Origin of the sequence: Salmonella sp. SAL04214 (genome assembly GCF_046550615.1) — a bacterium.
Taxonomy (GTDB): domain Bacteria; phylum Pseudomonadota; class Gammaproteobacteria; order Enterobacterales; family Enterobacteriaceae; genus Salmonella; species Salmonella enterica.
Genome location: NZ_JBGDXT010000005.1, coordinates 243,413 through 262,992, shown reverse-complemented (window position 1 = coordinate 262,992; position 19,580 = coordinate 243,413). Strand labels below are relative to the sequence as shown.

Here is a 19,580-nt window from a genome sequence, read left to right as displayed (position 1 = left end):
GTGAGTGATGCTGCCAAAAAAATCACGGTTAATCGTGTGCTGTTGCTGTTGGTTGTTCTGACCTTGCTTGCTGTCGCGCTGCCTTTCATTAATTACGCCCCGAATCGTCTGGTGAGCGGCGAGGGGCGCCAGTTATGGGAGATCTGGCCGGCGACCATCTGGATGCTGACTGGCGCGGGATGCGCGCTGTTTACGCTGTGCTTTGTACCCGGTAAACGCGGTAGCATACTGACGCTGATGATGGCGCAGACGCTTTTTATTGTCATGCTGTGGGGAGTCGGCAGGGCGGCGACCCAGTTGGCGGAGGAGGGCAGCCCGCTGGCGCGTACCAGTCTGGGAAGTGGATTGTGGCTGGGCCTCGGTCTGATGCTGCTGGCCTGTAGCGATGCGATCCGCCGTATTACCGTTGGGCCGCTGTGGCGCTGGTTGCTGCACGCGCAAATTGTCATTGTCCCGCTGGCGCTGCTGTTTTCAGGCACGTTCGACAACCTCTCGCTTCTGAAAGAGTATACCAACCGCCAGGATGTTTTCGATGCCGCGCTGGTGCAACATTTAATGTTACTGGCGGGCACGGTGCTGCCGGCGCTGGCGATCGGACTACCGTTGGGCGTCTGGTGTTATTTTTCCGCCTCACGCCAGGGGCCGGTGTTTACCGTACTGAATGTGATCCAGACTATTCCTTCCGTCGCGCTGTTTGGCCTGCTGATCGCGCCGTTGGCCGGGCTGGTGAAACAGTTTCCGTGGCTTGCCGCATTCGGCGTCGCGGGAACCGGCATGACGCCTGCGCTGATAGCGCTGGTGCTCTATGCGTTATTGCCGCTGGTGCGCGGCGTGGTCGCCGGGCTCAATCAGGTGCCACGCGATGTGCTGGAGAGCGCAAGAGCAATGGGAATGAGTAGCGGCCAGCGCTTCAGGCATGTGCAACTGCCGCTGGCGCTGCCGGTCTTTTTACGTAGCCTGCGGGTAGTAATGGTCCAGACAGTGGGAATGGCCGTCGTCGCCGCGCTGATTGGCGCGGGAGGTTTCGGCGCGCTGGTGTTTCAGGGGCTATTGAGCAGCGCCATTGATTTAGTCCTGTTGGGCGTCATTCCGGTGATTGCGCTGGCGGTAGTGATCGACGCGCTGTTTGATTTATGGATCGCGTTTTTGAAGGGAGCAACCGATGATTGAATTTAACCATGTCAGTAAAACCTTCGGCGATCAACAGGCTGTTAGCGACCTCAATTTGCACTTTAGCGAAGGCAGCTTTTCGGTGTTAATTGGCACCTCCGGTTCGGGAAAATCGACCACTCTGAAGATGATTAACCGGCTGGTAGAGCATGATAGCGGAACGATCCGTTTTGCCGGGGAAGAGATCCGCAGCCTGCCGGTGCTTGAACTGCGCCGTCGCATGGGCTATGCCATTCAGTCTATCGGCCTTTTTCCCCACTGGACGGTGGCGCAAAATATCGCCACCGTACCGCAACTACAAAAGTGGTCGCGTGCGCGGATTAACGATCGTGTTGATGAACTGATGGCATTATTGGGTCTGGAAAGCGCGCTGCGCGATCGCTATCCGCATCAGCTTTCCGGCGGGCAACAGCAGCGGGTCGGCGTTGCGCGGGCGCTGGCTGCCGATCCGCAGGTATTGCTGATGGACGAGCCTTTCGGCGCGCTTGATCCGGTAACGCGCGGCGCATTGCAGCAGGAGATGACCCGCATTCATCAGCTACTGGGGCGCACCATCGTACTGGTGACGCACGACATCGACGAGGCGCTACGCCTCGCCGACCATCTGGTGCTGATGGACGGGGGCAATGTTATCCAACAGGGATCGCCGCTTTCTATGCTGACCTCGCCGGAAAATGATTTCGTGCAGGCGTTTTTTGGCCGCAGCGAGCTGGGCGTAAGGCTGCTTTCGTTACGTAGCGTAGGCGATTATGTACGTCGGCATGAACAGCTCAGCGGCGACGCGCTGGTGGAAGAGATGACGCTACGCGATGCGCTATCGATGTTTGTCGCCCGTCGGTGCGACGTCCTGCCAGTGGCGAATCAGCAGGGCGAGCCCTGCGGTACGCTCCATTTCCGCGATCTGCTTTCGGAGACGTCCCCTCGTGAAACGACTGTGTGATCCGCTTCTCTGGCTTATTGTTCTGTTCTTGCTTCTGCTGTTTGGATTGCCTTATAGCCAGCCGTTCTTCGCCGCGCTGTTTCCCGATTTACCGCGCCCGGTCTACCAACAGGAGAGTTTTGCCGCCCTCGCGCTCGCCCATTTCTGGTTGGTGGGCATCTCAAGTCTGTTTGCCGTCGTGGTGGGCGTCGGCGCAGGGATTGCGGTCACGCGAGAAAGTGGGAAAGAGTTTCGTCCCCTGGTGGAGACTATCGCCGCCGTCGGGCAGACCTTTCCGCCGGTCGCGGTACTGGCGATCGCGGTACCCGTCATGGGTTTTGGTCAGCAACCGGCCATTATCGCCTTGATCCTGTATGGGGTGTTGCCCATCCTGCAGGCGACCCTGGCCGGGCTGGGCGCGGTGCCTGCCAGCGTGATGAGCGTTGCCAGCGGTATGGGAATGAGCCGTCGCCAACAGTTGTATCAGGTTGAGCTGCCGCTGGCCGCGCCGGTGATTCTGGCGGGCATCCGAACCTCGGTGATTATCAATATTGGTACGGCGACCATCGCTTCAACGGTGGGGGCCAGTACGTTAGGCACGCCGATCATTATCGGGCTTAGCGGCTTTAATACGGCCTATGTTATCCAGGGGGCGCTGCTGGTGGCGCTGGCGGCGATCATTATCGATCGCCTGTTTGAAAGGCTGACGCGCGCGCTTACCCGGCACGCAAAATAAAACTGTAACCTGCCAGCATCACGCCGCCGATACCGCCAATAGCCATCAGCAGGAAAAGGGCGATCACCCCGATTTTCGCTACGCGCATTATGTACTCCTTATGTTAATAAAAGGAGTATACATTAAAGCGAATTTGTTAGCTGCTGTTTAAACGCCAAGGGGATGAATGTCGCGTCCCTGGGCGCGCCATGCCAGGAGTTGCTGCTGCTGCGCCAGCGTCTGGTTTTCTCCGCACCATACCAGTAACGTCTTGCCGTCAAACAGTTCCGGGCGGAACTGGCTAAGCGAATGCGCCAACACGTCGATTCGCCATCCCTGTTGGCTGGCGACCCAACCTTCCAGCCACAGGCGGGTGGTATCATGGATATTCCAGCCGATCACCAACGCATCTTTTCCCTGTTTCTTACGCGCAGACGCCAGGCAGAGCGCAATATAGTTGATCAGGATACCGTCAAGAATGCCGAGCAGCGCCTGAAGGGCAGGTTGTTGGCACTGTAATCGTCGCCGCAGCGGGACGAACAGGTTAGTGGTCAATGTTTGGGCTGGATAATCCTGACCGCGTTCTTTGACCCATAACCGTAAACTGTGCAGATTACTGCTTTGCAGGTAGTGCAGCAGGATCTCCTGCTGTTCGCGCCAGCCGTTAGGTTGTTCGCTACTGTCGCTACTGAGCAGCACTTTGACTTTGCTGACCTGGACGCCGTTATCTATCCAGCGCTTGATTTCGCGGATTCTGTCGATATCGGCATCGTTAAACAGACGATGACCGCCATCCGTTCGCTGTGGTTTTAAAAGTCCATAACGTCTCTGCCACGCGCGCAACGTGACAGGATTGATATCACAAAGCAAAGCCACTTCACCAATTGTGTAAAGCGCCATCGTTTCACCCTTGCTCGCGAGGTCCCGGTTTAACTTTAGACGCTCTTTTAGGAACCAGGAAGTTTTGCCTGTTTTTTATGCATTAAAACGCGAAGTAGCGGGTTGCGGCGCGGCGTTTAAGTGATCGTATTCACGAATTCATATTTTTATGCAACAGTTCAAAGAAAGTTAATCGTACTCAATGTATGTTACGCGCTTTTAATTGAAGTGTGGTTTGCGGGTATGTACGAGTTTAATCTGGTGTTGCTGCTGCTTCAGCAGATGTGCGTGTTTCTGGTCATTGCGTGGCTAATGAGTAAAACGCGCCTGTTCATCCCGCTTATGCAGGTCACGGTTCGTCTGCCGCACAAGCTCCTGTGTTACGTCACGTTTTCTATCTTCTGCATTATGGGCACTTATTTTGGGCTGCATATCGAAGATTCAATTGCCAATACCCGCGCGATTGGCGCGGTGATGGGCGGCCTACTCGGCGGGCCGGTCGTCGGCGGGCTGGTCGGTCTGACCGGTGGGTTACATCGGTATTCTATGGGCGGCATGACGGCGCTGAGCTGTATGATTTCCACCATCGTCGAAGGGCTGCTGGGCGGGTTGGTACACAGCGTTCTCATACGTCGCGGACGCCCGGACAAAGTGTTTAGCCCGCTGACGGCGGGAGCAATTACGTGTGTTGCCGAACTGGTGCAGATGCTGATTATTTTATTGATAGCCAGGCCGTTTGACGATGCTCTGCATCTGGTCAGTAATATTGCCGCGCCGATGATGGTGACGAATACCGTTGGCGCCGCGCTGTTCATGCGTATTTTGCTCGATAAGCGCGCCATGTTCGAAAAATATACTTCGGCATTTTCTGCTACCGCGCTGAAGGTCGCCGCGTCAACGGAGGGGATTCTGCGTCAGGGATTTAACGAAGTGAACAGTATGAAGGTGGCGCAGGTGTTATATCAGGAGCTGGATATCGGCGCCGTCGCCATCACCGATCGCGAAAAACTGCTGGCTTTTACCGGTATTGGCGACGATCACCATCTACCGGGCAAACCCATTTCATCAGGTTATACGCTGAAAGCAATTGAAACCGGAGAGGTGGTTTATGCCGATGGCAACGAAGTGCCGTACCGCTGTTCGCTACACCCGCAGTGTAAACTCGGCTCGACGCTGGTGATCCCGCTGCGTGGCGAAAATCAGCGAGTCATGGGCACCATTAAATTGTACGAAGCGAAAAACCGGCTGTTCAGCTCAATTAACCGCACCCTGGGAGAGGGGATTGCGCAGCTTTTATCCGCGCAAATCCTGGCCGGTCAGTATGAACGGCAGAAGGCGTTGCTGACACAGTCAGAGATCAAGCTGTTACACGCGCAGGTGAATCCGCATTTTCTGTTTAACGCGCTCAATACCATTAAAGCGGTGATTCGCCGCGACAGCGAACAGGCCAGCCAACTGGTGCAGTACTTGTCGACCTTTTTTCGCAAAAATTTAAAACGCCCGTCGGAAATCGTCACGCTGGCGGATGAAATTGAACACGTGAACGCTTATCTGCAAATTGAAAAAGCGCGCTTTCAGTCGCGTCTGCAGGTACAGCTTGATGTTCCATCGACGCTTTCACGTCAGAAATTGCCTGCGTTTACGTTACAGCCGATTGTTGAGAACGCCATTAAACATGGCACGTCGCAACTGCTTGATACCGGCAACGTCGCTATTCGCGCCCGGCGCGAAGGGCAGCATTTGATGTTAGATATTGAAGATAATGCGGGACTGTATCAGCCTTCCGCCGGCAGTAGCGGGCTGGGGATGAGTCTGGTGGATAAACGTCTGCGCGAACACTTTGGCGATGATTATGGTATTAGCGTGGCCTGCGAGCCGGACTGTTTTACCCGAATTACATTACGACTTCCACTGGAGGAGGACGCATGATTAAAGTGCTGATTGTGGATGATGAGCCGTTAGCGCGGGAAAATCTGCGGATTTTGCTCCAGGGGCAGGATGACATTGAGATTGTGGGGGAGTGCGCGAACGCGGTAGAAGCGATTGGCGCGGTACATAAGCTGCGACCTGATGTGCTGTTTCTGGATATTCAGATGCCGCGTATCAGTGGACTGGAGATGGTAGGAATGCTTGATCCGGAACACCGCCCGTATATCGTTTTTTTAACCGCGTTTGACGAATACGCCATCAAAGCCTTTGAAGAACACGCTTTTGATTATCTGCTCAAGCCGATAGAGGAGAAACGGCTGGAAAAAACGTTACATCGTCTGCGTCAGGAGCGCAGTAAACAGGATGTTTCGTTGTTGCCGGAAAACCAGCAGGCGCTTAAATTCATTCCCTGTACCGGACACAGCCGGATCTATTTGTTGCAAATGGATGATGTCGCCTTTGTCAGTAGCCGTATGAGCGGCGTTTATGTGACCAGCAGTGAAGGTAAAGAGGGGTTTACCGAGCTGACGCTGCGCACGCTAGAAAGCCGGACGCCGCTACTGCGTTGTCATCGTCAGTTTCTGGTGAATATGGCCCATTTGCAAGAAATTCGGCTGGAGGATAATGGGCAGGCAGAGCTGATTTTACGCAACGGCCTGACGGTGCCGGTAAGCCGTCGCTATCTGAAAAGTTTAAAAGAGGCGATTGGCCTGTAAAAGACTGTTAGAATATCGTTTTGCCATAGAAACGACCGAAGGCCTCATGCTGAGTAACGATATTCTGCGTAGCGTGCGCTACATTTTAAAAGCTAATAATACCGATCTGGCGCGTATCCTGGCGCTGGGTAACGTTGATGCTACGCCGGAGCAGATAGCAATCTGGTTGCGCAAAGAAGAGGAAGAGGGGTTTCAGCGTTGCCCGGATATCGTGTTGTCCTCATTTCTCAATGGCCTCATTTATGAAAAACGCGGCAAAGATGAGGCGGCGCCTGCATTGACGGCGGAACGTCGTATCAACAACAATATTGTGCTGAAAAAGCTGCGTATCGCCTTTTCGCTAAAAACAGATGATATCCTGGCGATACTTACCGGTCAGTTGTTTCGTGTCTCAATGCCAGAGATCACTGCGATGATGCGCGCGCCGGATCATAAGAACTTCCGCGAATGCGGCGATCAGTTTATGCGTTATTTTCTGCGCGGTCTGGCGGCCCGTGAACACACGGCGAAGTAATTCTGCGGTATTGTTCCCGGCAGCGTCCTGTCTGACCGGGAAAACGCATTATTATACTAATTGATTCTATGATACCCGCTCTCTTCCAACAGTTTCTGCGAGCGAATCATTGACAGATAGTACGCGGAACAGTTGTCAATTGATGATCCTGGCAATTTACAGAGGTTGCTTATTTTTGCCTGGGTAAAATCAATATCCACATATTCCGTAGCATAGCTATCATAATAGTCGATTCGTTCAGTCAAACCCGGCATACCCTGATAAGCTTCGCCGACTTGACTCAGCATTTTTTGTGCTTCTTCTTTATTATTGGCTTTCAGGGTTTTATAAAGTATTTTATGTTCAGATATTTGACGTAAAACGATATCCCCTTTGTAGTAATAGGTTAACTTGATTTCAATACCGTTGAGATTACCTGCATAGCGTTGTATTTCCTCTGACTCTTTGTTAGCGGCTATCTTCTTGATAAACGCTGTCATGTTATTTTGCTTTCCCTGGGGAGTATCGTTTTTCTGATCGCAGCCAGTTATGCTAACCGATAAAGAGAGCGCGAATAGTGGCAGTGCCATAAGGCGTAGAACCCGCATAACAATTCCTTGTCGTTAAGTATTGGTGTGGCCAGGAATTCAGGGATTATAGGCTTTGGCGAGGGGACTTACAGCGAGGCTGTCTTTTTTCGGAATTCATAAAGAAAAGACGCTGCCGAAGCAGCGCCCTGAGCGACTTTACCAGTCGATGCAATACATTATGCCTGCCAGTTATTTCGCTTCTTTAAAACCAGCAGCCTCCAGCAGCGTCTGGGTTTGTTTCATGCTGATACCTTTGCTGGTATCGCCGGACACCATTGTCCCTGAGATTTGCTGTAACGCTTTAAAGTCCACTTTTTCCATATCCACAGAGACGTTTTCCTGGGCATAGGTATCTTCATAGGTTAATTTTTCTTCCACTCCGGCGATATTTTTATATTTCGCGCTCAGCGGATCGAGAATTTTGGCGGCATCTTCTTTCGTTTTAGCGCCTACAGTGGCATAGCTGATTTTACTTTCAGACGTCTGCTTAATGATTTTGTCACCTTTATAGGTGTAAGTAATTGAAATTTCTGTCCCCGCCAGGTTTGCGTTAAAGGTCTTTGATTCTTCTTTATCGCCACAGCCAGCAAGAGAGAACACCAGTACGGAAGCCAAAGCCGCGGACAATAACTTGCCAGAAATTTTCATCTAAAACTCCATTTTATATAATGATTGGGTTTTTAAAATAATTTCAATGAATTAATTTAACCCAGTAATAGCAATGTATCAGGGAGAGATAGAATATGACTTTTAGCCGTTATTTAGCAGTCCGGATATGGAGTCTTAACGCTATTGCTTATTAAGGAAAAAGTTAAAACACGCGGATGGGGTGATATGCCAGTCAGGATTAAGCGGTTAAAAAAGCCGGAGCATGCTCCGGCTTGTTGCTTATTTCACCTGTTGGCCAGGCTTCGCGCCGTCATCAGGGCTTAACAGGAAGATATCTTTCCCGCCAGGTCCTGCGGCCATCACCATTCCCTCGGAGACGCCAAAGCGCATTTTACGCGGCGCGAGGTTGGCGACCATTACCGTCTGGCGGCCAATCAGTGCCTGCGGGTCCGGGTAGGCGGAACGAATGCCGGAGAAGACGTTACGCTTCTCGCCGCCCAGATCCAGCGTCAGGCGCAGCAATTTGTCAGAACCGTCTACGAACTCAGCGTTTTCAATCAATGCTACGCGCAGGTCAATTTTGGCGAAATCGTCAAAGGTGATGGTTTCCTGAATCGGGAAGTCGGCTAACGGGCCGGTAACCGGCGCGGCTGCGGCTTTCACCTCTTCTTTAGACGCTTCAACCAGCGCTTCAACTTGCTTCATGTCGATGCGATTGTAGAGCGCCTTAAAGGTGTTGACCTTGTGACCGAGCAGCGGCTGTTCGATGGCATCCCAGTTCAGTTCGCTGTTCAGGAAGGCTTCAACGCGTTCAGAAAGCGTCGGCAGTACCGGCTTCAGATACGTCATCAGCACGCGGAACAGGTTGATGCCCATCGAGCAAATGGCCTGCAGGTCCGCGTCGCGGCCTTCCTGTTTAGCCACCACCCACGGCGCTTGCTCGTCAACATAACGGTTAGCGACGTCGGCCAGCGCCATAATCTCACGGATAGCTTTGCCGAATTCACGGCTTTCCCATGCTTCGCCAATCACCGCAGCGGCGTCAGTAAAGGTTTTATACAATTGCGGATCGGCCAGTTCAGCCGCCAGCACGCCGTCGAAACGCTTATTGATAAAGCCTGCGTTACGGGATGCCAGGTTGACTACTTTATTGACGATATCGGCATTGACGCGCTGGACAAAGTCTTCCAGGTTCAGGTCGATGTCATCAATGCGTGAAGAAAGCTTCGCGGTGTAGTAGTAGCGCAGGCTGTCGGCGTCAAAGTGTTTCAGCCAGGTGCTGGCCTTAATAAAGGTGCCGCGAGACTTAGACATCTTCGCGCCGTTCACCGTCACGTAACCGTGAACGAACAGGTTGGTCGGCTTACGGAAGTGGCTGCCTTCCAGCATGGCAGGCCAGAACAGGCTGTGGAAATAGACGATGTCTTTGCCGATAAAGTGGTACAGCTCGGCGTCGGAGTCTTTTTTCCAGTACTCATCAAAACTGGTCGTGTCACCGCGCTTATCGCACAGATTTTTGAAGGAGCCCATATAGCCAATCGGCGCGTCCAGCCAGACGTAGAAATATTTGCCCGGCGCGTTCGGGATTTCGAAACCAAAATACGGCGCGTCGCGGGAGATGTCCCACTGTTGCAGGCCGGATTCAAACCATTCCTGCATTTTGTTCGCCACCTGCTCCTGCAGCGCGCCGCTGCGGGTCCACGCCTGCAGCATTTCGCTGAATGATGGCAGGTCAAAGAAAAAGTGCTCGGAGTCACGCATTACCGGCGTCGCGCCGGACACCACGGATTTTGGTTCGATAAGTTCGGTCGGGCTGTAAGTTGCGCCGCAGACTTCGCAGTTATCGCCGTACTGGTCTGCGGATTTACATTTCGGGCAGGTGCCTTTCACAAATCGGTCCGGCAGGAACATGCCTTTTTCCGGATCGTAGAGTTGAGAGATGGTGCGGTTCTTAATAAAACCGTTCTCTTTCAGGCGCGTATAAATCAGCTCGGACAGCTCGCGATTCTCGTCGCTGTGCGTTGAGTGGTAGTTGTCGTAGCTAATATTAAAACCGGCGAAATCGGTCTGGTGCTCCTGGCTCATTTCACCGATCATTTGCTCCGGCGTAATACCAAGCTGCTGCGCTTTCAGCATGATCGGCGTGCCATGAGCGTCATCGGCACAGATGAAGTTAACCTCATGGCCGCGCATTCGCTGGTAACGGACCCAGACATCAGCCTGGATGTGCTCCAGCATATGGCCGAGGTGGATAGAGCCGTTGGCGTACGGCAGCGCGCACGTTACCAGAATTTTCTTCGCGACTTGAGTCATAGTGGGTATTACTTCTTCTGTTGTAAAAAAGGGCTTTGATAGTACCAAAATGGTAATTACTGCGCCAATCGATAAGGGCATTTATCCGTAAATGAATAATTGTTACCGCTGGAGTAAACTACAAAGTTACAATCGTACTTTTCAGAACTACAAAAGGAGTCGGGATGAACGAACAATCCCAGGCCAAATCACCAGATACCCTGCGAGCGATGGTCGCCGGGACGCTGGCGAATTTTCAGCACCCAACCCTGAAGCATAACCTCACCACGCTTAAGGCGTTGCACCACGTCGCCTGGATGGATGATACGCTGCACGTTGAGCTGGTCATGCCGTTCGTCTGGAACAGCGCGTTTGAGGTCTTAAAAGAGCAATGCAGCGCCGATCTGTTACGTATTACAGGCGCAAAAGCGATCGACTGGAAACTGTCGTACAACATTGCGACGCTGAAACGCGTCAAAAATCAGCCTGGCATTAATGGCGTGAAAAACATCATTGCCGTGAGCTCCGGTAAAGGCGGGGTGGGTAAATCGTCCACGGCGGTAAACCTGGCGCTGGCGTTAGCGGCTGAAGGCGCAAAGGTCGGGGTTCTCGATGCCGATATTTACGGTCCGTCGATCCCAACCATGCTTGGCGCAGAAGATCAGCGCCCGACATCGCCAGACGGTACGCATATGGCGCCGATTATGTCTCACGGCCTGGCGACCAACTCGATCGGCTATCTGGTAACTGACGATAACGCAATGGTATGGCGCGGCCCAATGGCCAGTAAGGCGCTGATGCAGATGTTGCAGGAGACGCTGTGGCCGGATCTGGATTATCTGGTACTGGATATGCCGCCGGGAACCGGGGATATTCAGCTAACGCTGGCGCAGAACATTCCTGTTACCGGCGCGGTGGTGGTGACTACGCCGCAAGATATCGCGTTAATCGACGCCAAAAAAGGTATCGTGATGTTCGAGAAGGTGGAAGTGCCGGTGCTCGGCATTGTGGAAAATATGAGTATGCATATTTGTAGCAACTGCGGCCATCACGAACCGATCTTCGGCACGGGCGGCGCGCAGAAGCTGGCGGAAAAATACCATACTCAGCTTCTGGGTCAGATGCCGTTGCATATTAGTCTGCGCGAAGATCTCGATCGTGGTACGCCGACGGTGGTTAGCCGTCCGGAGAGCGAATTTACCGCGATCTATCGCGAACTGGCCGATCGCGTTGCGGCACAGCTTTACTGGCAGGGTGAAGTGATTCCGGGAGAAATCGCCTTCCGCGCGGTGTAATTTCTGGCGTTAAATTTTATTCACCGCATCAATGATATATTGATGTGGTGAATATATGGAATGGAAAAGCTGCGTAATATTGTTTATCCTGCCTGTATAATCCATGTCTTTTTCTGAATAATTCGCCTCAATGCATCATTTGAATTGATCAAACCTATCTCATTAATCTACCATTCCAATTGGTTTTAGCAGGGACGTTAATACATAATTCAACGGAAAAATGGCTTGTACGCTGTTTTCCACTTAAAACAGGAATAATGAACGCAATGAAGAAAAGTTTATTCTTGGGATTTATAACTTTGGCTTATGGAATGAGTTTACAGGCTTTGGCTTCTGATACGGCAACCTTAACCATTACCGGGAGGGTTGTTGAACCAACATGCAGTACTGATGTTGTGAATAATACGGTGCAGCAGCGATGTGGTCAGACTCTTCATCATACAGATATTAACAATGTTACCCCCACTCCTGCACAAGGCATTGTTACTGAAATTGTCGCTGTTCCTGGGGATTCCACACGACAGATAGTGTTAAATCGCTACGACTAAGAAAATATATTGTTTATTAAGCCTTTATCATTTTGATGAATGATAGAGGCTTTTTTTATTTGCGATACAAATAATTATTGTCAATTAATTACGCTAATTTATTAGATTTTAAAATAGTACTCACCTTCACTTATTTGCTACAACTATATTGATATTTGTAACTTGTTTTAAATCAATAAAACAACACGTTTACATTGCAGTAACGTTTTTGGTGTGCGAATTTAAATCCAAGAGTTAACCCTCTTAACAAATAGAAATTATTTTATTAAGGAAGATACTATGAAACGTTCAATTATTTCTGCTGCTGTACTGTCTGCTGTATTTATGAGTGCTGGGGCGTTTGCTGAAGATACCGGAACTTTAAACATTATTGGCACAGTAGTTGGAACATCATGCCAGTTTGTGTCAGGAAATAATTCAGAGGATGTGGTGTTAAGTCAGGTTGAAACTAATGTATTTGATACGATGAGTCCCGGTTCGATTTATACACCAATCACGGAACAGACCACACATCTCAAAATTTACTGCCCAGGTATTGAAGAAGGAAAAAGTCTGAATATTACTGTCAAGGCACCAACTTTAGATGCTGAAGGTGTAATTGGAAATACGTTACCTGATGGTGCTAAAGGTGTCGGTTTTGCTTTGAAATATAAAAACAAAGCTGTTGATCATAGCTCAAATAATATCATCGTGGGAGCCACAGATTTTGACTCAGATAAGATCTATACGATTCCACTGGATGTTTATTATGCTAAGCAAGGTACTGACGCAGTAACGTCAGGGGATGTGAACGCTACCGTAACACTGCAAGCTGCATATAATTGATTTGTAGGCCGGCATAACCTGCCGGCCTTTTATAAGGTAGTTACCCATGAAAAAACTTCTTTTTTTTTCGCTGTTCTTCATTTCAACGGCAAATGCCGGTGTGGTTATTTACGGTACTCGCATTATCTATCCAGCAGAGAAAAATGAAGTACTGGTGCAGTTAATGAATCAGGGTGGGCGTTCTTCATTGGTTCAGTCGTGGATTGATGATGGAGATACATCGTTACCACCGGAAAAGATTAAGGTTCCATTTTTGCTAACACCTCCTGTTGCGAAGGTGGCTGGGGATTCAGGTCAGCAGATTAAAATTAAAAAAATGCCAAATATGCTACCAAATAATAAAGAAAGTTTGTTTTATCTCAACGTACTGGATATTCCACCAAACAATCCAAATAGTACCGGTAAAAATGTATTGAAATTTGCCATGCAGAATCGCATCAAATTATTCTATCGGCCTAAAGGAATTGCCCCAGTTAATAGAGGTACTTTTCAGAAACTGTCCATGAAACGTACTGCTAGTAGTTATTCTATTCAGAATGATACAGCTAATTGGGTCACGATAATAGAAGTTAAAGTTAATGGTGTTAAAATAAATAATGAAAGTATTATGCTTGCACCGTTCTCCAGTGCAGATGTGGCATTAAAAAGTGCTAATGCCAATCAGTATAAAATGACCATTATTGACGATCACGGTAATTATATTAGCGATAACGTCAGCTTAAAATAACAGGAGCTGGTTATGTTAAGGATGACTCCGATTGCTTCGGCGGTATTACTGTTGCTACTCGGCATTGACGCCCATGCCGCAGAAGAAACGTTTGATACAAATTTTATGATGGGTGGAATGAAAGGTGAGAGGGTTTCTGATTTTCGCCTCGATGATAACCAACCCCTGCCAGGCCAATATGATATTGACATCTACGTCAATAAGCAGTGGCGTGGTAAGTATGATATTACTATTAAGGATAATCCGGATGACACCTGTTTATCCCGCGATGCATTAACGCGTCTGGGGATAAATATACAAGCGTTGGACAAGCAGAATGAATGCCCAACCTTGAAGCAGGCGGTACAAGGGGGCAGTTATGCCTGGAATATTGGCACGTTTCGTCTGGATCTTAGCGTTCCGCAGGCGTTTGTCGATGAACTTGAGCAAGGGTATGTTCCTCCGGAAAACTGGGATCGTGGCATTAATGCCTTCTATACCTCGTACTATGCCAGCCAGTATTACAGCGACTATAAGGATTCTGGCAACAGTAAAAGTACCTACGCGCGTTTCACCAGCGGGTTAAACCTGCTGGGCTGGCAGCTGCATTCCGATGCCAGCTATAACAAAACCGATGACAGCAGCGGGGAGTGGAAAAGCAACACCCTGTATTTGGAGCGCGGCATCCCACAAATTCTGGGCACTCTGCGTGCCGGGGATATGTATACCTCATCAGATATTTTCGATGCGGTGCGTTTTCGTGGCGTACGGCTGTATCGCGATATGCAGATGCTGCCGAACTCAAAACAGAATTTTACGCCGCTGGTGCAGGGGATTGCGCAAAGTAACGCGCTGGTCACCATCGAACAGAACGGTTTTGTGGTTTACCAGAAAGAGGTTCCGCCAGGCCCGTTCTCTATTGCGGATTTACAGTTGGCAGGCGGCGGTGCGGATCTTGATGTTAGCGTCAAAGAGGCTGACGGATCGGTAACAACCTATCTGGTGCCCTATGCTGCGGTGCCCAATATGTTGCAGCCGGGTGTTTCAAAATATGATTTTGCGGCAGGGCGTAGCCATATCGAAGGCGCCAGCAACCAGACCGATTTTGCGCAGATGAGCTACCAATACGGGCTGAATAATCTCTTAACGCTGTACGGCGGCACCATGCTGGCGGATAACTACAATGCATTTACGTTGGGTACTGGCTGGAATACGCGTATCGGCGCGATTTCCGTCGATATGACACAATCGCATAGCAAGCAAGACAATGGTGATGTGTTTGACGGGCAAAGTTACCAGATTGCCTATAACAAGTATTTGACGCAAACCGCCACCCGTTTTGGGCTTGCTGCCTATCGTTACTCGTCACGAGATTACCGAACGTTTAACGATCACGTTTGGGCCAATAACAAAGACAGCTATGATCGTGATGAAAATGATGTGTACGACATTGCGGATTATTATCAGAACGATTTTGGTCGTAAGAACAGTTTTTCGGCGAACGTCAGCCAATCTTTGCCGCAGGGCTGGGGCTCTGTATCTTTGAGCACGCTGTGGCGTGATTATTGGGGGCGTAGCGGTAACAGTAAAGATTATCAGCTGAGCTATTCCAATAGCTGGCAACGGATTAGCTATACCTTTTCCGCCAGCCAGACTTACGATGAAGATCATCACGAAGATAAGCGTTTTAACGTCTTTATCTCTATTCCGTTCGATTGGGGAGATGATATTAGCGCTCCGCGCAGGCATTTGTATGTGTCTAACTCAACGACCTTTGATGATGACGGTTTTGCGTCAAATAATACCGGGCTTTCCGGCACCGCAGGCAGTCGCGATCAGTTTAACTATGGGGTGAATCTCAGCCATCAACGGCAGGACAGCGAGACAACGGCTGGCGGGAATCTGACGTGGAATGCGCCGGTCGCCACGCTTAACGGTAGCTACAGTCAGTCGTCTAAATACACGCAAACTGGCGGCAGTATTTCCGGGGGGCTGGTGGCCTGGTCTGGGGGCGTGAATTTAGCCAACCGACTGTCGGAAACGTTTGCCGTGATGCATGCGCCGGGCCTGGAAGGAGCGTATGTTAATGGGCAGAAATACCGCACCACCAACCGTAATGGCGTGGTGGTTTACGATGGTTTAACGCCGTATCGTGAAAACCACTTGATGCTGGATGTTTCCAACACTAATAGTAAAACCGATCTGCAAGGGAATCGGCGTAATACAGCCCCATATCGGGGGGCAGTCGTTCTGGCGACGTTTGATACCGACCAACGTAAACCTTGGTATATCCGGGCGCAGCGTCCCGATGGTTCACCGCTGACCTTTGGTTACGAAGTAGAGGATATTCATGGACATAATATTGGCGTGGTAGGCCAGGGAAGCCAGCTCTTTATTCGCACCAATGAAGTACCGCCGGAAATAAATGTGGCGATTGATAAACAACAGGGACTTTCATGCTCAATCACTTTCGGCAAAACGATTGATGAAAGTAAAGTTTATATTTGTCGGTGAGGAATGTCATGAGATATTTATTGATGTTGTTTATGATTTTTATATCTTCAAATTTGCAAGCGTATTGTTATATTATAAATCCGGAATCTGCTAGTAATACAAAAATAGAGGATGTAATTGAAATTAAATTAGATAGCAGGAATGTTTTTGAAAAAGAAGTATCAATGGTATTTCCAGATTCTTTCTCTGGATTCCATTGTTTGGGAGGGACTGCTGTAGAAAACCGCTTTAAGACAACGTATTCAAGTGGTAATGGGGAGACTGTAAGATATAAAATAAAAGATGATAGCGGACATAGGTTGTATGTTGATGTGACATTGTTTGTTGATGGTAGCCAAACAGGAAAACAAAAAGCCAATGAGACTTCTCAAGCCAGTAAACTAAACAATAACTTAAAATACAAGGTGTTGGCTAAGGTGGTAAAAGTGGAGTCAGATGATAATAGTATTGAAGCCAAATCTGCAGGTGAAGCTTTTTTGTTAGGAAATTATATCAAAGTTAAACCATTGGATTGTCATGGAGCAGCTATTTGTAATCATGATAACACCAATCATGAATATAGTTTTAAAGTGCCGATAAAAATATTTTTTACTAAGACAACATGTTCTTTGTCTAATAATGAGATTACGTTGCCTCCTATTTCATTAAGTGATCTGTTGGCTGGTAATGCTCAGGTCGAATACTTTCCTGATGCACTGAAATTTACATGTGATGGAGGGCTGGGAATGACGACAAGTATTGTAAATTATCATTTTTCTGCCGTTTCAGCAACCAATGGAGATTATTTGGCAAATGAATTAACAAGCGCCGATAGTGCAAAAAATGTTGGGTTTAAAATTTTCCTTAATGATAACCTTATTCATGTAAACTCTGATGAGAAAAGGCAACTGTTAGGGTATAATAAAGAAATGACTGAAGCTTCAGAACTGAAGCTGGGTGTACAATACTATAAATATGGTAACGTCCAACCGGGCAATGTAAAAAGTAGTGTTTATATTATTACAAGTTATCAGTAATCAATGCTAAGCACACTCTCCTTAACGGAGAGTGTGCTTTTTTATCGATGATAAAAAATCTCGCCATCATAGGCTTTGATGATTTTTCCATCGGTATCGTTAATCAGTACATACGCGCCGCCCATATAGGTCCAGTGAGTACCGGCATCTGGCGCGGGCAGATTACGTAATTTCCACTGTTTAATATTATACTCATCGGTGCGGTACATCTGCGGAACGGTATCGCCGGGCTTGAAATGGGTGAAGTCGGCGATAAAACTTTTTAACTCATATTGATCAATGCCCGTTGTCGCGGGGGCGGCCCATGCAAAACTGGTTGCAAGCAACAGCGCGCAAGGCAGCAACTTACTTTTCATACTTTTACCCTCCACATATGCGGGTCAGTTAACATCGTGTGTATCATTTCTGCTGGTGGCGTATCTGACAAGCGCTATTTTGTTATCTCACGCCCCTTTTCGTAAAAAGTGTAAACGAAAGCGTCGTGCAGCAACATATCCGCCAGCAAGTTTGCCAGAACCGAATAGGTTTTGAGAACTATCTGATAACGCTGAAATTATCGTCCGCCGCTGGCTGTAAATTTACATTGTCTGGCGCAGACAGTATGCTTAATAGCGAAACCCCCGCTTAACACGGTGGGGCTTGACGACTCGGGGTGCCCTTCTTTGTGAAGGCTGAGAAATACCCGTACCACCTGATCTGGATAATGCCAGCGTAGGGAAGTCTGACACTGCTCGTGTCCCTTCTTCACGCGGGCAGGAGCTGAACCATGCAGCCTGACCTGCACTGCCGCACGCTTGCGGCGCATACGTTAAAACACTTTCGCGCGCTCTCCCCGCTTACGCACTGTATGACGAATGACGTCGTACAAACGTTTACCGCCAATACGCTGCTGGCGCTGGGCGCTTCACCCGCCATGGTGATTGATCCTGTCGAGGCCAGACCGTTTGCCGCCATCGCCAACGCCTTGCTGGTTAATGTCGGAACCTTAACCGCCTCACGCGCTGACGCGATGCGTGCGGCGGTAGAAAGCGCTTATGATGCCAAAACGCCGTGGACGCTTGATCCTGTCGCGGTGGGCGCGCTGGAATTTCGTCGGCGATTTTGCCTGGATCTCTTGCCCCTGCGCCCGGCGGCAATACGCGGCAATGCCTCGGAAATCCTGGCGTTATCCGGCATGGCGCTGGGCGGACGCGGCGTAGATACCACCGAGGCGGCGTTGGCCGCACTGCCTGCGGCGCAGGCGCTGGCGCGTCAGATAGACTGCATCGTTGTGGTTACCGGAGAGATAGATTACGTCACTAACGGTCAGCGCACGCTGAGCATTCCCGGCGGCGATCCGTTAATGACTCGCATTGTAGGCACCGGCTGCGCGTTGTCGGCGGTCGTCGCCGCCAGTTGCGCGTTACCGGGCGCCGCGCTGGACAATGTCGCTTCGGCCTGCTGCTGGATGAAACTGGCTGGACAGGTCGCGGCAGAGCGTAGCGAAGGACCGGGCAGCTTCATCCCGGCTTTTCTTGATGCGCTCTATCATCTGGATGTGGAGGCGGCCAATGCAACGAATTAATGCGCTGACGATTGCTGGCACCGATCCCAGCGGCGGGGCCGGTATCCAGGCGGATCTCAAGACCTTTTCCGCGCTGGGCGCGTATGGCTGTTCGGTCATCACCGCGCTGGTGGCGCAAAATACCTGTGGCGTACAGTCGGTGTACCGGATAGAGCCGGACTTTGTCGCCGCTCAACTTGATTCCGTGCTCAGCGATGTGCGCATTGATACCACAAAAATCGGGATGCTGGCGGAAACCGATATTGTCGAGGCCGTGGCGGAACGACTACAGCGCCATCATGTACGTAATGTGGTGCTGGATACGGTGATGCTGGCGAAAAGCGGCGATCCGCTGCTCTCGCTCTCTGCGATAGAAACATTACGCGTCCGGCTGTTGCCGCAGGTATCGCTGATTACGCCTAATTTGCCGGAAGCCGCAGCATTGCTGGATGCGCCCCATGCGCGTACGGAACAGGAGATGCTGGCGCAGGGGCGGGCGTTACTGGCGATGGGGTGTGAAGCGGTATTGATGAAAGGCGGGCATTTAGAGGATGCGCAAAGCCCGGACTGGCTCTTTACCCGTGAGGGCGAGCAACGTTTTAGCGCGCCGCGTGTGAACACCAAAAATACGCATGGAACGGGCTGTACGCTGTCGGCGGCGCTGGCGGCGTTACGGCCCCGGCATCGCTGTTGGGGAGAGACGGTAAACGAGGCGAAGGCATGGCTTTCGGCGGCGCTGGCGCAGGCGGACACGCTGGAAGTGGGGAAGGGCATTGGTCCGGTACATCATTTCCACGCGTGGTGGTAGTATACTGCCTACA

20 protein-coding genes and 1 riboswitch are annotated in these 19,580 nt (G+C 50.3%); of the genes, 14 read left to right on the top strand and 6 right to left on the bottom strand.

Going from position 1 to position 19,580, the window contains the following annotated elements:
• From ACLJQD_RS11420 to ACLJQD_RS11410, 3 genes are read left to right on the top strand one after another with little or no spacing between them, the layout of a single operon-like run.
• Positions 1-1,170 carry an ABC transporter permease gene (locus ACLJQD_RS11420; protein WP_017441998.1) on the top strand — a complete coding sequence of 390 codons (1,170 nt, stop codon included), beginning with the start codon at positions 1-3 and terminating at the stop codon, positions 1,168-1,170.
• Positions 1,163-2,110 carry an ABC transporter ATP-binding protein gene (locus ACLJQD_RS11415; protein ID WP_017441997.1) on the top strand — a complete coding sequence of 316 codons (948 nt, stop codon included), beginning with the start codon at positions 1,163-1,165 and terminating at the stop codon, positions 2,108-2,110. Before ACLJQD_RS11420 ends, ACLJQD_RS11415 begins: the two co-directional genes overlap by 8 nt.
• A complete protein-coding gene (locus ACLJQD_RS11410) occupies positions 2,094-2,825 on the top strand; it encodes an ABC transporter permease (RefSeq protein WP_000824854.1) in 732 nt (243 codons plus the stop codon). The genes ACLJQD_RS11415 and ACLJQD_RS11410 overlap by 17 nt, the downstream gene beginning before the upstream one ends.
• Here the strand turns inward: ACLJQD_RS11410 and ACLJQD_RS11405 are convergent.
• Positions 2,806-2,913: a protein YohO gene (locus ACLJQD_RS11405; protein WP_001261696.1), complete on the bottom strand. Its 108-nt coding sequence runs from the start codon at positions 2,911-2,913 to the stop codon at positions 2,806-2,808. The two genes, ACLJQD_RS11410 and ACLJQD_RS11405, sit on opposite strands and share 20 nt — an antisense overlap.
• A gap of 59 nt (positions 2,914-2,972) precedes the next feature.
• Entirely contained in the window at positions 2,973-3,704 is a 732-nt protein-coding gene (gene mlrA / locus ACLJQD_RS11400) for an HTH-type transcriptional regulator MlrA (protein WP_001240418.1), read from the bottom strand.
• 222 nt (positions 3,705-3,926) lie between these two features.
• Between mlrA and ACLJQD_RS11395 the strand changes: the two genes are divergently transcribed.
• From ACLJQD_RS11395 to ACLJQD_RS11385, 3 genes are read left to right on the top strand one after another with little or no spacing between them, the layout of a single operon-like run.
• Entirely contained in the window at positions 3,927-5,612 is a 1,686-nt protein-coding gene (locus ACLJQD_RS11395; RefSeq protein WP_000272850.1) for a sensor histidine kinase, read from the top strand.
• The gene (gene btsR, locus ACLJQD_RS11390) at positions 5,609-6,328 is read left to right on the top strand and encodes a two-component system response regulator BtsR (protein ID WP_000598637.1); all 720 of its coding nucleotides are present in this window, start codon (positions 5,609-5,611) and stop codon (positions 6,326-6,328) included. The genes ACLJQD_RS11395 and btsR overlap by 4 nt, the downstream gene beginning before the upstream one ends.
• A gap of 46 nt (positions 6,329-6,374) precedes the next feature.
• Positions 6,375-6,842, top strand: coding sequence for a DUF1456 family protein (locus ACLJQD_RS11385; protein ID WP_017441996.1), 468 nt, complete (start codon positions 6,375-6,377; stop codon positions 6,840-6,842).
• Positions 6,843-6,898: 56 nt separating this feature from the next.
• Here ACLJQD_RS11385 and ACLJQD_RS11380 read toward each other — a convergent pair whose 3' ends face one another.
• From ACLJQD_RS11380 to metG, 3 genes are all read right to left on the bottom strand, one after another.
• A complete protein-coding gene (locus tag ACLJQD_RS11380) occupies positions 6,899-7,429 on the bottom strand; it encodes a YehR family lipoprotein (protein WP_017441995.1) in 531 nt (176 codons plus the stop codon).
• A 171-nt stretch (positions 7,430-7,600) separates the two neighbouring features.
• The gene (locus tag ACLJQD_RS11375; protein ID WP_000703137.1) at positions 7,601-8,059 is read right to left on the bottom strand and encodes a YehR family lipoprotein; all 459 of its coding nucleotides are present in this window, start codon (positions 8,057-8,059) and stop codon (positions 7,601-7,603) included.
• 240 nt (positions 8,060-8,299) lie between these two features.
• Positions 8,300-10,333, bottom strand: a complete 2,034-nt coding sequence (metG, locus tag ACLJQD_RS11370) for a methionine--tRNA ligase (protein WP_000195334.1) — start codon at positions 10,331-10,333, stop codon at positions 8,300-8,302.
• A 164-nt stretch (positions 10,334-10,497) separates the two neighbouring features.
• Between metG and apbC the strand changes: the two genes are divergently transcribed.
• The 6 genes from apbC (at position 10,498) to ACLJQD_RS11340 (ending at position 17,216) form a co-directional block, all read left to right on the top strand.
• Positions 10,498-11,607, top strand: coding sequence for an iron-sulfur cluster carrier protein ApbC (gene apbC, locus ACLJQD_RS11365; protein ID WP_001005424.1), 1,110 nt, complete (start codon positions 10,498-10,500; stop codon positions 11,605-11,607).
• Between the two features lie 266 nt (positions 11,608-11,873).
• The gene (locus ACLJQD_RS11360; protein ID WP_001543027.1) at positions 11,874-12,155 is read left to right on the top strand and encodes a DUF2574 family protein; all 282 of its coding nucleotides are present in this window, start codon (positions 11,874-11,876) and stop codon (positions 12,153-12,155) included.
• Positions 12,156-12,434: 279 nt separating this feature from the next.
• Positions 12,435-12,980 carry a fimbrial protein gene (locus tag ACLJQD_RS11355; RefSeq protein WP_017441994.1) on the top strand — a complete coding sequence of 182 codons (546 nt, stop codon included), beginning with the start codon at positions 12,435-12,437 and terminating at the stop codon, positions 12,978-12,980.
• Positions 12,981-13,026: 46 nt separating this feature from the next.
• Entirely contained in the window at positions 13,027-13,707 is a 681-nt protein-coding gene (locus tag ACLJQD_RS11350; RefSeq protein ID WP_017441993.1) for a fimbria/pilus periplasmic chaperone, read from the top strand.
• 12 nt (positions 13,708-13,719) lie between these two features.
• Positions 13,720-16,200: a fimbrial biogenesis outer membrane usher protein gene (locus ACLJQD_RS11345; protein ID WP_017441992.1), complete on the top strand. Its 2,481-nt coding sequence runs from the start codon at positions 13,720-13,722 to the stop codon at positions 16,198-16,200.
• An 8-nt stretch (positions 16,201-16,208) separates the two neighbouring features.
• The gene (locus ACLJQD_RS11340; RefSeq protein ID WP_017441991.1) at positions 16,209-17,216 is read left to right on the top strand and encodes a fimbrial protein; all 1,008 of its coding nucleotides are present in this window, start codon (positions 16,209-16,211) and stop codon (positions 17,214-17,216) included.
• A 41-nt stretch (positions 17,217-17,257) separates the two neighbouring features.
• Here ACLJQD_RS11340 and rcnB read toward each other — a convergent pair whose 3' ends face one another.
• Complete coding sequence (gene rcnB / locus ACLJQD_RS11335) at positions 17,258-17,572, bottom strand: Ni(II)/Co(II) efflux transporter accessory subunit RcnB (protein WP_000837534.1); 315 nt, start codon at positions 17,570-17,572, stop codon at positions 17,258-17,260.
• A 282-nt stretch (positions 17,573-17,854) separates the two neighbouring features.
• Positions 17,855-17,951: riboswitch (TPP riboswitch) on the top strand.
• Between the two features lie 31 nt (positions 17,952-17,982).
• On the opposite strand from rcnB, the gene thiM reads away from it, so the two are divergent.
• Both thiM and thiD read left to right on the top strand, forming a co-directional pair.
• The gene (gene thiM / locus ACLJQD_RS11330) at positions 17,983-18,780 is read left to right on the top strand and encodes a hydroxyethylthiazole kinase (RefSeq protein WP_017441990.1); all 798 of its coding nucleotides are present in this window, start codon (positions 17,983-17,985) and stop codon (positions 18,778-18,780) included.
• Complete coding sequence (gene thiD, locus ACLJQD_RS11325) at positions 18,767-19,567, top strand: bifunctional hydroxymethylpyrimidine kinase/phosphomethylpyrimidine kinase (protein WP_017441989.1); 801 nt, start codon at positions 18,767-18,769, stop codon at positions 19,565-19,567. The genes thiM and thiD overlap by 14 nt, the downstream gene beginning before the upstream one ends.
• Positions 19,568-19,580: the final 13 nt, after the last annotated feature.